Annotated in this window: 13 protein-coding genes; 2 read left to right on the forward strand and 11 right to left on the reverse strand. The window is 43.9% G+C overall.

The genetic code is table 11. The annotated features are described in order from the left end of the window. Nucleotides 1–62 precede the first annotated feature (62 nt). Both H5336_RS04500 and H5336_RS04505 read right to left on the reverse strand, forming a co-directional pair. Nucleotides 63–989, reverse strand: a complete 927-nt coding sequence (locus H5336_RS04500) for a hypothetical protein (RefSeq protein ID WP_185231807.1) — start codon at nucleotides 987–989, stop codon at nucleotides 63–65. Nucleotides 990–1,188: 199 nt separating this feature from the next. Further along, on the reverse strand, nucleotides 1,189–3,303 hold the full coding sequence (locus H5336_RS04505; protein ID WP_185231809.1) for a DUF6242 domain-containing protein: 2,115 nt from the start codon (nucleotides 3,301–3,303) through the stop codon (nucleotides 1,189–1,191). A gap of 913 nt (nucleotides 3,304–4,216) precedes the next feature. On the opposite strand from H5336_RS04505, the gene H5336_RS04510 reads away from it, so the two are divergent. After that, nucleotides 4,217–5,527, forward strand: a complete 1,311-nt coding sequence (locus tag H5336_RS04510; RefSeq protein ID WP_185231811.1) for a pectate lyase — start codon at nucleotides 4,217–4,219, stop codon at nucleotides 5,525–5,527. A 601-nt stretch (nucleotides 5,528–6,128) separates the two neighbouring features. Continuing rightward, on the forward strand, nucleotides 6,129–7,277 hold the full coding sequence (locus H5336_RS04515; RefSeq protein WP_185231813.1) for an endo-1,4-beta-xylanase: 1,149 nt from the start codon (nucleotides 6,129–6,131) through the stop codon (nucleotides 7,275–7,277). 97 nt (nucleotides 7,278–7,374) lie between these two features. On the opposite strand, the gene H5336_RS22610 is transcribed toward H5336_RS04515, so the two are convergent. The 9 genes from H5336_RS22610 to H5336_RS04560 form a co-directional block, all read right to left on the reverse strand. Beyond that, a complete protein-coding gene (locus H5336_RS22610) occupies nucleotides 7,375–7,521 on the reverse strand; it encodes a hypothetical protein (protein WP_221627980.1) in 147 nt (48 codons plus the stop codon). A gap of 619 nt (nucleotides 7,522–8,140) precedes the next feature. Next, the gene (locus tag H5336_RS04525; RefSeq protein WP_185231817.1) at nucleotides 8,141–8,503 is read right to left on the reverse strand and encodes a cupin domain-containing protein; all 363 of its coding nucleotides are present in this window, start codon (nucleotides 8,501–8,503) and stop codon (nucleotides 8,141–8,143) included. 1,164 nt (nucleotides 8,504–9,667) lie between these two features. Further along, the gene (locus H5336_RS04530) at nucleotides 9,668–9,829 is read right to left on the reverse strand and encodes a hypothetical protein (RefSeq protein WP_185231819.1); all 162 of its coding nucleotides are present in this window, start codon (nucleotides 9,827–9,829) and stop codon (nucleotides 9,668–9,670) included. Further along, nucleotides 9,826–10,359, reverse strand: a complete 534-nt coding sequence (locus tag H5336_RS04535) for a hypothetical protein (RefSeq protein WP_185231821.1) — start codon at nucleotides 10,357–10,359, stop codon at nucleotides 9,826–9,828. The genes H5336_RS04530 and H5336_RS04535 overlap by 4 nt, the downstream gene beginning before the upstream one ends. 69 nt (nucleotides 10,360–10,428) lie before the next feature. Next, complete coding sequence (locus H5336_RS04540; protein WP_185231823.1) at nucleotides 10,429–11,013, reverse strand: rhomboid family intramembrane serine protease; 585 nt, start codon at nucleotides 11,011–11,013, stop codon at nucleotides 10,429–10,431. A 45-nt stretch (nucleotides 11,014–11,058) separates the two neighbouring features. After that, nucleotides 11,059–11,403, reverse strand: a complete 345-nt coding sequence (locus H5336_RS04545; RefSeq protein WP_185231825.1) for a hypothetical protein — start codon at nucleotides 11,401–11,403, stop codon at nucleotides 11,059–11,061. Between the two features lie 73 nt (nucleotides 11,404–11,476). Next, nucleotides 11,477–12,037 (reverse strand): hypothetical protein, encoded by a 561-nt coding sequence (locus H5336_RS04550; RefSeq protein ID WP_185231827.1) that lies wholly within the window; start codon nucleotides 12,035–12,037, stop codon nucleotides 11,477–11,479. Next, complete coding sequence (locus H5336_RS04555) at nucleotides 12,030–12,569, reverse strand: hypothetical protein (protein WP_185231829.1); 540 nt, start codon at nucleotides 12,567–12,569, stop codon at nucleotides 12,030–12,032. The genes H5336_RS04550 and H5336_RS04555 overlap by 8 nt, the downstream gene beginning before the upstream one ends. 579 nt (nucleotides 12,570–13,148) lie before the next feature. After that, complete coding sequence (locus H5336_RS04560) at nucleotides 13,149–13,508, reverse strand: FHA domain-containing protein (RefSeq protein WP_185231831.1); 360 nt, start codon at nucleotides 13,506–13,508, stop codon at nucleotides 13,149–13,151. Nucleotides 13,509–13,543: the final 35 nt, after the last annotated feature.

Here is a 13,543-nt window from a genome sequence, read left to right on the forward strand (position 1 = left end):
GCCAGCTTATGGATAAACCCGCCCCCCATTGTTTGGGAGAATTTGCTATTGCTTACTATCAGCTAGTCAAACGCCCTATCCTCATAAGGTGCCTTCAAACTTAACAGCATTTGAGAAAAACGATTTTCTTCGAACTCTTTTAGTCTTTCGAACTGAGTATCAGTTAATTCATTCCGAGCAGCACTCATATAATTCGTTTCATACAATTCAATGGCCTGATCAAAGGCCTTAAATCCGAGATTTTTCTTTCCGTCTTTAATCAGCTGATTGGCCACATTAATTGCTTGAATATAGTCTTTTTTGAACTGTAGTTTCGAGACTAAAAGCCTATTAATTTGATCATCATCCAACAAATCACCCGCATCCAGAGTGTCATCAAATTCTTGCACCTGATACTGCTCAAAACCCGAATCTTTCAGCAGCTCATAACTGTCATACTGTTCAGAATCCAACAGCGAACCCACCTGGTCATCTAGCTCTGATAGTTTTTCTTCCCGCTCAAGCAAAGCCACTTCTGAGTCCAGTGGATTGGTAAAATAGCCGTGTGAAACCATATTAAGAACGCGCTCTCGCTGCGCAAGCAGGTCGAGTAGAGCCTGCTCTCCCCCGCCCTCTAACTGCAACATTTCGAGCATTGTTTGATACTTTCTCGAAACCGCCTCACTAACATGGAACGCCTCCATACCTTCAACAAATTCATCAGCGCCCTCCTCCAGAGATTCGACACAAGGGCCGCGCTTCTTAGCGGCCTGCAGATCTCCTGAAGGCAATGGTAACTGCGCCAATCGAGGCATAGAGCGGCTACTTTCAGCTTGTAGTTCTTGCAGCTGACGGACAGCATCTTTGTGCTCATCCTCTTGGATAGCCATATCGCTCTGCAATGTCGAAATATTGGCTTTGAGGCTACCATTTTGCATCCAAACGGCAACAGCTCCCCAGCCCAAAACAATGATTACAGGAACGGCAACAATAGATGGAATATTTTTCATACAACACTCTTTCACTGTATTGTGTGCAGCACGCCTTAAGGTACCCATACAAAATACCGAAGCACACGGTTTCTGGATTTCTATATGTAACACGCGCAATCTAAGCGCAACAAAAGCCTAACGGAGAGACCATACCGATTAGAAAGCACTGGATTCCCACTAAGCTTGCAACACAAAACTTAGTGCCAGAGGACTATAATCAATAGTCTACCAACACCAAACGCTCCCCGCTAAGCAGTAACCTATTACCGTTTACCGCTAGCCCCCTAAAACCTGCATGCGTATTTAAAGGAATATTTTCCCAGGTGAGCCCTTCGTCTTTGCTTAACAACAATAATCCGTGGCTACCCACAATAAATAGCTCACCCGTTCGAGGATGACGATGCAGTGCTCTTAATTCACCCCTCCCCCCTATATGCACCACTTCCCAGTCGTCCGCGTGGCTAGGCTTACGAAGAATTGTTTGCTGCTGACCAAAACTTAGTAAATGGCCACTGGGCGTTTCACTAATACCCCGCAGCGCCGTTTTCATTTCGGTATCAATCCGTTTCCAGTGCTTTCCATTCGCGGAACCTGAATACAACGCGCCGCCTTCACCAGCCAGAAAAAAGGCCTGACTCGCTTGCGAAAAAAAGCAGGCGTATAGATCTGGTGCATCGGGTATTTTATAGTCATGCCAACTATTCGTGTCGGCTTGATACACCGCAGTTTGCCCATTCTGCCCGACAACCACTACCGCTCCCGTAGCAGGATTCACATCGGCCTGCCAAAGCCGGTAAGGTGTCTCAACCAATCGCGCTTGCCAAGCTTCTCCATTGTTCGCGGAAATATAAAACCGACCGTCCGCCTCAACGGCCAATACAGTACTATTAAAGGGGTTATACAGCAGCTGGGTAAACGCTTCATTATTCTCAAAGGGTGTCCACAGCACCGGGTGCCAATTTAACCCCTCATCAACCGACCGCATAATCGCACCCGTTGGCCCCGCGGCGAGCAAATGTTGATTTGGCAACACGAGTAAACTGCGATAATAGGGTGGCGTTGTTTTATTGGGGTAGTCCACCGCCTGAGAAACCCATGGCACCACCGCCCTACCACTATAGGCACCTTCAATCGTGTGCTTGGCTGTAACAACCTCCCCCACCGTACCAAAAGCAAGCCAATGGCGCGGGAGAGAATGGCTGATACGATAATAACCGGCAAGATTTTGCTGAATAGTTTTCCAGTTATACGCCGTACTGCTGGTAATGTGTAACTCACCACCCTTGCCGTAGGAAACCAGCTGCTTCAAACGAGGGTTAAAAAGAAGGTTCTGACCACCAAAAGAATTGTTTACTCTTTCTGTTACCCACGAAACCCCATCATCTAGAGAATAAGCAAAAAGCCCACTATGACCCGCCGCAACAAACCTTTTTTGTTCACTGTCATAAATTATGTCGCTAACCCCAAGTGCCTCACCGCCGAATTTAACCTCCCCTTGTTGCCAAGAGTCATTCTCAAAATCAGTAAATACTGTTTGTCCATTCTGGGCGGCTATAACTAAGACGCTTTCATCCGCTGAAAATGCGGCAGCACTGAAGGGGGCCGATACTTCAGAGTGAAACGCTTGCCATGAGTTACCACCGTCATTTGAAAGCAGAAAATACCCCTGCGCGGCCAAAGCGAGCACTCGCGTATTACCCACTATAATATGGGAGATGCTAGTCTCCAGCCGAGTATCAACGTTCTGCCACTTCACACCGTTTTTAGATGTAGCCAGAAAACCATTCTCACCACTGGCAATTAACGTATCGCTATGCTCTGCCAACGCCGTAATCGCGGAAGCAGCAATACTCACTTCCTGCCACTCTTCAACCCCTAAAGCTTTCAAAAAAATATGGCCTTTTGAGTCAGCGATTATTTTATCGCCATTCCTACGAATAAGGGCAACCAAATAATTAGCACTACCGCTGGGCTGTTCCACTCGCACCCAAGTACTACCGGCATCTGTAGATTCCAAAAGCGTATTTTTATCGCCCACAGCCAGCAATTGACTACCGCTAACTGCAATATGGCGAATGGTGCTCGGGGTTTCACCGCTTGCTTGCCTCCAATTAACGCCATCGCGAGAACGAGAAATTACGCCGTCACTCCCCCAAAGAATATACTGATCGACTTCACTATCGTATATACCACCAACATAATCTGGATTAACAACGAACACACCCTGCGCCGATATATTTCGTTCGCTTGCACGCATATCACAAGCACAAAGAAATAACGCTAGCGTTAGCGCAATAGTGCAGCGCCCAAAAACAGTAATTATGAAACCCACAAATGCACCCACGAAAGCTTTCGCACTATTAGAAATCTAGTTTAAGGCCCACATTAAGACCTCCGATGACTTAACTTAACGCAATGCGTACTGTTTGGCACTCAGACTCATCACAATAAAATACAACAAAAAATAAATTTAACCATTGACCAAGTAATAATGTAATTTAAATATCCACATAAAAAGCAATCAACTACCGCAATTATTATCGCCACTAACCGTATTGTAAGGTTGTGCAAACTAAAATATTTTTAAATTATTTGCTTTCAAAGAAAACCGCTGTAAATATTTATTTTCAGCCCCCATTTTCTGCCGTAATTATTACTTACTTCTACCGTATTCTAACATTTAACTTTATTCATCTAGATTAATTTAAAATGTAATACCCATTTTGATATTACAAAACGACATCAAATCAAAAATAAAATACAGAATAAACATCTACCAGTAACAATAAAAAATATTATAAATGCCCATATGGATGTATTGAATTTCGTATAAAAACAAGAACCAAGTATCAAGAACTGTAAATTTAATACCAATATCGCTCAAACCGCACCCTTTTGTTCAGAAAACAACCTGCATTTGTAGCAAGGTATTTGTCGCCAAACGGCACAGACAACACCACCTTAATACCGAAACAAAAATATTGGCAAGACCAAAAATTGAATTTTTGATCTTGCACGGTCAATTTCATGATGCGAATATTGCCATGCCAATTGATGTATATTGGCATGGCAATACTGTTGACCGATTTTCCAGATTGTGACGCCACAAATAATTGGCTCATAGTTTTAATACGCTATTTGCGTGGTAAGTAGCTCGATCAACATACTCAAAATTACCCTAACCAATTTTGGAGTTGCCACCAACTTAAAGTCCTTAATAATCCTAATAATGGGAAAACACTCAAATGTATAAGAAACTTTTGCTCTCAACCGTGCTTGTCGCATGTGCCAGCCAGGTGTTTGCGGCATCCAACCGGCCTAGCGGGTACACAACCATTTGTAAAATTGGTAATACCTGTTCTGTGTCTCAATCAACCAATGTGGCGTTTGGTGCTTCTGGGAAATTTGTTTATAAAGTGCTTAACGGTTCTTTCAGCTGTAGCGTTTCAACCTTCGGCTCAGATCCAATCCCAAGTAAATCTGTAAAAGAATGCTCTATACCATCAGACGGTAGTAGTGGTGGTGGAGATAGCGGTGGCGATAGCGGTGGCGATAGCGGTGGCGACAGTGGTAACGACAGCGGATCGGGTTCAAGCGGCAGTAAATGTGGCTCAGGTGGTGGGGCGACTGTATGCTTAACCGCAACCGGTGGCAGTAGCTCTATAGCATTGAAGTGGTCAGTATCGGGCTCCATTACCGACGCACAAATTTACCGCGATACCGATTCCAACCCTAGTGGCCGCACACGTCTTGCCACAGTAGGCAAAGATGCCCGAAGCTATACCGATAGCAGCGCCTCAAGTGGAAAAACCTATTATTACTGGGTTAAATTCCGCGCAGGCAGCTACTACAACTCTGGCGCAGCTTCAGCCCAGAAAGGGTCTTCTTCCGGTGGTGATTCCGGCGGCGATTCTGGTGGTGATAGCGGTGGCGACTCCGGTGGCAGCAGTGGCGGAAAAGGATCCTCTTGTAACTCAAGCGGAAGCCAGTCTGTTTCTTCAACCATCAAGGTCACAGGAACTTACGATGGTAAGTGTAAAACCTTTAACCCAACTTCCGCATTAGGTGACGGCAGCCAGTCAGAAAGCCAGAAGCCAGCATTTAGAGTAGAAGGCGGTACGCTGAAGAACGTAATCATCGGTAACAACGGTGTTGACGGTATTCACGTATACGGTGGCGGTACTTTGGATAACATCCGCTGGACCAACGTAGGCGAAGACGCCATGACCGTTAAGTCTAAAGGCAACGTTACAGTTAAAAATGTTGAAGGTTATGATGGCTCAGACAAGTTTATTCAGGTTAATGCCGAAACCAACCTCAAAGTATCTAACTGTATTGTTAAAAATATGGGCAAGTTCTTACGTCAAAACGGCGGAAAGACATTCCCAATTTCAGTTACGGTAGATAATTGCGAGATTTCCAATATGAAAGAGGGAATTTTCCGTAGTGATTCAAGTAACAGCACTGCAAAAATCACAAACAGTACGTTGAAAAATGCTGGAGACATTTGTATCGGCAAATGGAAAAGCTGTAGTTCTTCAGGTATTAGTAACTAATATTTGATTAGATCTCCTACCCTAAAGAGCAAAAGTTGGCCAGCCTGGCTTTTGCTCTTTTCTATTTACAAGCTTAGATTTATTTCCAAACCACTACTTACTACTCCCCACCCACGAAAAACAACAATAACCCAGCTTAGAAGCCCAGCCTTGCTGCCGCTGTCCACACTGCCCTCGCTATTTACACCGCACTTTTCTGCATCGCTTTAAGCTATTAGCGGGAGGACGTATCCAATGCGGTTGCAAACCGTATTTTATTCCCTTAAAAACACTCTGCATAAGACTGAGTGTCCATACTGCATTAAGTAATCACCACGCGCAGTACCCGCATCAAAAAAGCTGATGCCCGAGACCCACGCCCCATAGAGGTCTATAGGGCGCCTCAGACCGACTACCCCACTTTCCACCAGTCGATATTCCTTCGTTAACCGCGCGGCTCTATTTTTTCACCGAAGAAATCCGCTATGATAAAGCGCTGCTGCTAAGTATTTTCGCTACGGGTCGAACTATTGGGGTTATCAACCTATTGCGCCACGCTCAAACCTAGTACTGAACACTTGGCAGCTAAGTTCAAAAGCCTAATTGAATATGAGGCCCACCTATGAATAAACCACTTATCATCACCACTGTACTCGCCGTTTTGGGTTGCTCTACAAATAGTTACGCAGAATTAACCCAGCAAACCCTCAAGCACAATTACAAACATGCCTTTTACATCGGCGCCGCGGTCAATGGCGATATCGTTTCGGCAACCGACAAAAAAACCCACACGATTGTACGCCGCCAGTTCAACAGTATTACGCTGGAGAATGGCATGAAAGCCGAGTCCATTAACCCTACACCGGGCGTTTACAATTTTGAACCTGCCGATGCATTTATTACTTTCGGCCAAAAGAATAAGCTGTTTATTGTTGGTCACACACTGGTATGGCACAACCAAACGCCCGACTGGTTTTTTAAAACAAAAGAAGGAACAGCCAACTCGCCAGCGGAACAGCTAGAGCGTATGCGCAGTCATATTGAAGTTGTTGCCGCCCGCTATGCAGGTAAAGTTCACGCTTGGGATGTAGTGAACGAAGTGATAGCCGACGATGGTAGCTATAGGCCCACCACCTGGGTAAATGCCGTTGGCAGCGGCGACGAAATGGTAAAAGCGGCATTTCGGTATGCCCAACAATACGCCCCCAATACCGAGCTCTATTACAACGACTTCAACGCCTGGCGCCCAGCAAAACGCGAGGGTATTGTACGCTTGGTAAAAATGCTGCAAAAAGCCGATATTCGTATTGATGGCGTTGGTATTCAGGGCCATTGGGGGCTCAATTACCCCAAAACAGAGTACATTGAAGCCGCCATTGACGCCTATGCTGCACTGGGCGTTAAAGTGATGATCACAGAGCTGGACGTGGATGTGCTGCCACTCACAAAAGAAGGGCAGATTATTGGCACCGGTATGATGCACCCACAATTTCAACAAGAGGAGTTTGTTGAGTTCTTAAACCCCTACGCTAACGGCCTACCAAAAGAGGTTGAACAACAACTCAGCGATCGATACAAAGCATTATTCGAAATATTCTATGGCCGTCGCGACAAAATTGACCGCGTAACCTTCTGGGGAGTACACGATACGATGAGCTGGAAAAACAATTATCCCATTCCAAAGCGCACCAATTACCCACTAGTCTACGATCGCGACAAAAAAGCCAAGCCCGCTCTGAAAGCCATACTGGAAGTGCCGTTGAAACACTGACTGGCACCAACACCGCTATGATTAACTTGAATCATTGTCGGCTCAACGGGTGCCGACCGGCAAGTGCTTGCCAAAGCCGCACTTACTCACGCAGGCTTTACGTGTTTTCTGATTTCTCAAAAGTAGATAACCAATAGGCGCCGAAAACCCCCACAGCCAACATACCCCAAAAAAACTCCCGCATGAACTTAACAATAAAGGGGTCTACGCCAAAAAATATTTCAATAACATAGGCAATAAACATAGGCGCAACTAAGAATAAACACCAAAGCCCTCGGCCACCTACCTTCACCGCACCCGAGCAATACGGGCATACTTTTACACTACGTGAAAACTGGTACCACCTTGGTACAATACTAGAGGGACGCTGACCCAGCTGACTAAAAGTTATTTTCTTCCCGCACCATGGGCATTCTTTTGAAAACACAGCCTTATCCTTTTGTAGTAATGGTAGGAATACTGTTTACATCAAGCTCCCTCTGCCAGTCAAGATCCCCGCCCCTTCAGAACCTTTCTACAAAGTAGTTGGATCGCTCGGAGAGCTCAGCGCGCGCACAAAACCACCAAAAACACAGATATATGCAACCGAGCATTACAACGGGCAACAAGATCTCACGAATTAAAGCATAACCAGCCCAGTGGAGCTCCAAGCCTACCTAGGAGCCAACCCCAAATAGCGCTTTACCCCACTCTGACTGCGCGACACTTTTGCATGGTTTTAAGTCCTTGAATACAACTCAAAGATTAACGTCATAAATGCCCCTTAAAAATCAAGAAAACCCTAGTTCCGCCAGAACACTCCTATTACTGTTTGGCACTCTGCACTTTGAACCGGTTACCCGACCTGTTACCTACTTACTTTTCTATACCGCCTGACTGGGGAACGACACCTCTAAGATGACGACCTCCCCCTCGGCCGTAAAGGAGCCATGAATTTCACCCGGCGGTCTACTCGCATAAAATCCTGGCTCTAACCACTGATCAAATGCCTCATCATATAAACGCCCAGACACAACAAATATCTCTTCTGGATAATTATGAGACTTTTCTCCAAAGCATTTAGTGCAGTACCCATCCTTAAACTTCGTTAATCGGGTGTAATCACCCGAACTCGGGTCTTGAGCAATTGTTAATTGAGTAAGGTTTCCATCTGAGCCCTCTATAACCTCCCACATTCCGGAGTTTTCCTCAGCCAAGGTGTTCCAATATTCTTTCGTTGTCTTCATTAAACCTCCAGTTTTTTTACCACCGCTACACAGCAGCCCAAAAGCGAAACTTATTTTGGTAGGCTGGTATATAAAGCAATTGATGACGTCTGCTGATTTCAACTCAAAAAGGCATATGTCATGTCCTTTTTGCCAATGCACTCTTATAGGCGGTACCGTCATACCCCTTTTATTTTATGAATTCTGAGATTATTTGAGTCGGAGCATATACTGACTTCACATCAGAAGCTTTAGTTGGCTTTGAGAAAGCATTATCAATATCTGACCAATTAGCTCGACCTTCGGCCGCACAATCTACTAGTGGTTTCATTCGCCCCTTCGAGAACGAGGCTGGAAAATCATCAACATGTATATCTTCGTCAGCTTTAGGGTCATGTTGGTAATAAGGTCACCAAGAGCGTCCGTTCTGTGCGCGCCAGACACTATTTTCAGCCCTGAAAAAACGTTCACGATCTCCACAGGTATCGCGAATAGAATTTAAAAACTCTTTAGAATCGTCATTCAATATATAGCGCTGCGTTGTATCTACCGCGTTCCTAAAATTAAATAACTCCGCCACGATCTAAAATTTATTCCGAATCCTTCCTGGCCACATAACGTCCGCCAGAAGCGGCAAATTTTTTGTTGATTGTTTTGCGCTAGCGTTAAAGCGCCAAACAAGCGACGGAAAGATTGTCCAGCCAGCTTGCTGGCGGTGCATGACGACTTTGTATGTGCGACGTTTGACAATCGAACCTTTCCCCTACCTGCGAAACATTAGTTGTTATTCAGGCCATTAAAACCCGAAAGTGCTTTAAGACCAAGTAAATAAGCAAGGCAAGCAACAACCAAAACGCTGCGAATATCACCGCAAAAAATGGACTTATTGTCAAGGAGTAGAAACCTTGATCTATTGCTAAATCACACCCTCGATATATACCCAACCATTTACCACCAGAACTCAAGCATACCGCATGCTGAATGTTCCCATAAAAATAGAATAACAGGCAAACAACAGGAATTAGTGACAGCAACACCGATAAAATCCATCTTCTCATTCAAATCTCTCAAAGCGCTGATGACACATAACCCCCTGCAGCAGCAGGACGCATTGAAGATGTAGGTTTTTGCGGTAGCGTAGCGACCAACGCTAAAACAGAAAGGTCTGCTTGCTAGCCTTGTTAACTATTCACTCTTATTATCCGGGCGAACCAAATTTTTAGGGGTACCCAGCGTGGTTTCTTTTTTAAGCTCTTCTTCAATTTCTTTAGGAGCAGGCTTAAACAACTCCTCCGCGCGCTTTTTAGCTCGCGTCTTTGCCTTTTCTAAACGATCATTGTCACTCATAGTGACCTCACAAGATAATGTGGATTCCCTTGTCTAGCCGCAACATAACGAAAACCGCCATGGGACGTATAGTAGTCAACTAACTTTTTGTTGGCTGGCTCCATTATTCTAATTTTTTTGGCACCAATTAGGTCCCCGTATGTTTCGTATGCAAGCAGTGAAACACCGAACATTTCGCGACTAAACAGGTTCACTATCGGCGACTTCTCTATAAAGTCCAGCCTCATTTCTGTCCCCCTGAAAGTTGGGCGCCCGAGTGACAAGGAACACAACGAGTTTCCATACCAAACAGATAAATCAAATGCCTTTGGGTACCGAATACAGTACCTAGAGGCAAAGTTCCAGTCCCAATCCACCATTCTCTCCGGAGTATTCTGCCATACTGTAAACGCAGCTAGCGCAGCTGAATCAACGCCTTTTAAGTTGAGTTTCCCTTTCAAGTAGTTTGGAAGAGCATCTTCTGCCACCTTCCTGGCATCTTTTCTAGTTTCTCCATACTTTAAAATTGCGATCTCATGAGTTGCTAACATTCTTACTCCTTGTTTGAGTTAACGTTGGTGTAATATGCCGAATGAAGCGTAGCGTAATGAGGTCATTATTTACACCCTTGTTAGCTTGTTGATGTAAATAACGCCTAGCAGCATCCCCAGCGCTAGCCCTAGTACGTGCCCCGGCTTCGGATAATTGGCAAAAATCAGATCTAGAGAAAAGGCAGGGATTAATACAAATAATAAAGCGTAAACTAATCCGCGATTATTTTTCGCTAACGTTGTAAGAATAATACCAAAGCCTGCGAGTCCAAATATTCCCTGCGAAGCACCTGTTCCCGTATTCCAAGGAGCTTCAACAAATAGCGTACTATATAGAGTTCCCGAGGCGCCGGCCAAAAACCAAACTATGAGGAAAATACCCCAGCCAATGCGCCTCTCCAGAAAGAATCCCAAAACGATAATAGATAACACGTTATAAAACATATGGTATTGCTTTGCGTGTACAAGCTGACACGTAAATAGCCTCCAAATTTCCCAGGCTGAAAGGCTAGATACAGTAATTCCTCCGTACGTATTCAAATCAATCATTGTCGCTGTTCCAATAAATGAACCAGATACAATGAATGCCACTACTATTGAGCAAACCAGTGTTACTAAGCCCAAACCAATGGATACTATTGGCAATTCCTTCATCCCACCTCCATAGAGCTAACGCTTTAAGCAGCGGCGTGGCTGGCTTTACTTGTTAGATTTTCGCTCGTCACTCGAGTGCGTCTCTTTGAACTGCTTGAATTGCACAATATTTTCTTCCGAAACAACCTCTTCTGGAAACCAATATATGACACGGTTTAATTTCTTTCCCAAGAGGCTTGAAGTGTGTACAGCTGATTCATAAAGGATATATGTACGACCACGCGTGTTGCCAATATACGATGCCCAATACGCGGAATTTTTACCAGACGCTGCGTCTAGAAGCATATCAACATCTTTTTCTGTGCCTTGGCGTATTGACTCTGCACTAACTTGAATTGATGCGATCAATCCTAAAACAATCAGAACCATATACCGAATAAAATACCTCATTACTCTATCCTTCCTTGATAAACCTAACGCTTACAGAAGGCGCGCGCTTTTCAGCGTCGCCTTGCTGTACTTGTTATGTATTTTTTCTTAACTGCCAGAATTCACGCATGCTTTTTATATAATCGCTGGTAGCATTAATTACACCTTTTCTACTAAGCCCTTGCTTCTTAAAACGCTTCTCAATTATTTTTTTTAAAATGCCTTCCCAAATTTGCTCAAATCCAGTGGCAGGCACTTCAATAATAATTCTTCCACTTTGGTTACTTATTAGAGTACTTACCTTGTCCCCTGCTTTTCCTTCTAATAAATAAAAGCCATTATTTCTCATAACACCATCAATTAATGCGTGATGTTTATTGGCGTCAATTTCAATTGCAAACTCTAATGAAACAGGGCGTGAACTTTTAATGACTAAAGAAATCTTCTTTTTAGAACATAAAGCAGTCGCCCATTGGACTACTACATCACCCGGAGGCTGATTTTTATGCGCATTTATATATTCAATAATATCGGGGCGCCTATCCGCATTGACAATAATAGCAGGTATAGGTCGGCCATTTGCCCATTCAGATTCAATAATAACGCCATCATCTATAATAGAGACGGTGCTTATATTCATTACTCTATTAAACAATTCGATATTCCTTTATTAAATAAGATGTAACCTCATAAATGGCACCACTTGAATCGGTAACTCTAATTGTATATTTATCAATTCGTCCAAATTTATGAAATTCTGAGTCACATAAAAAAAGACACCAATTCGTTATTGCGGACTTTGGAGCGATCTCCATTGAATTTTTAAATGGAGATACTTCATGCCCTTTAATTGAGTTTTTTAGGTTTTGATCGTGTTGCAAAATAATACTGCCTACAGAATTATCAGCTCTTACGAAAGATATTAACAACTCAATTCTCTGGATTGCATTAGGGGAAGTAGCTTTATTTGTAACTGAAAGATTGAACCCAAAAATGAGTTTTTCTTTTTCTGTTATATAATTTATGCCCTCAATAAGATAAAGACTTAAACCTTCTTTTTTAGATTGAAACTCTTCCTCTGAAATTGACAAAGCTCTTCGTGCAATCTGAGTGCTTCTGACTGCATACAATGCAGAAATAAGTGCAACAACTAAAGCACCTATAGAAATTAATAATTCATTGGTCAATGAGTGAACCCTTTAGCGAAATACATAACATTTGAATATACGTCCCAACGACATTTATTTCCTAATAGTACGTCAAGGTGACGTGTATTCCCATCCGGTGTACGCTAAAAAACATAAAAACAGCTATCTTGGTATGCAAATGCCTCCATCCCCTTTGCCCAGAAAGAATAGTCGGCCTTTAGGGGCTATATACACAGGAAAAATTTTCCCTTGCAACCCTTTGAATTTACTATATTTAACAAAATAGTCGCTCACTGGGGCTTAGCGCTCTGTGAGCCTACAGGGAGATACCTAACACGCGCTACTATAGCAACCTACAAGCGCCTATAATTATACGTCCCAACATAATACGCTTCAGGCAATGAGCGTTGCGTACACTGGATCAAATCATCGGAAACTCTTCAAGGGTATTGCCTCTCCCCACGTTCAACATTCAGCTTTACCGTCCGGCCTAGCACCCTATTGACTACTGCCTTATGCGCCTTAAGCCCGCCTATTCTACTACGGCGATTTTTAGCCACAAAAAAACGCCGATATTTTTTTCAACTATCGGCGTTTCTTCAAATCAAATTAGTGCGGTTAAAGGGTTTTATTCAGCATGTGTACTGTTTGTTCCATCTGCGCTTCTTTGTCGTCAATAAATTTGAATTTATTCCACGCTAAACGAATTATGTCGTTGTGATGCAACCGTTGCCGGCCCTCTATGCGCAGGTCATTCACGTAAGTGCCATTGGTGCTACCGGCATCTTCTAGGTAGTGCTCTTTAAACTCTGGAAAGTGGCTGTTTTCGCGCTGCTCAAGCGTCGCATGGCGAGAGCTAACGGCAGAGTCGTCGATAACTACAGTGTTATCGGGATGGCGGCCTAGGCTGGTGGAGGGCTCTGTAAGTTCGAATTTGTGGACAACAACGTCGTCTACTAGTTGTGCAAGTATCGCCATGGTTCGTACCTTTAACTCTTACTTTAAATGGGATG

It is taken from the genome of Teredinibacter franksiae (genome assembly GCF_014218805.1).
Taxonomy (GTDB): domain Bacteria; phylum Pseudomonadota; class Gammaproteobacteria; order Pseudomonadales; family Cellvibrionaceae; genus Teredinibacter; species Teredinibacter franksiae.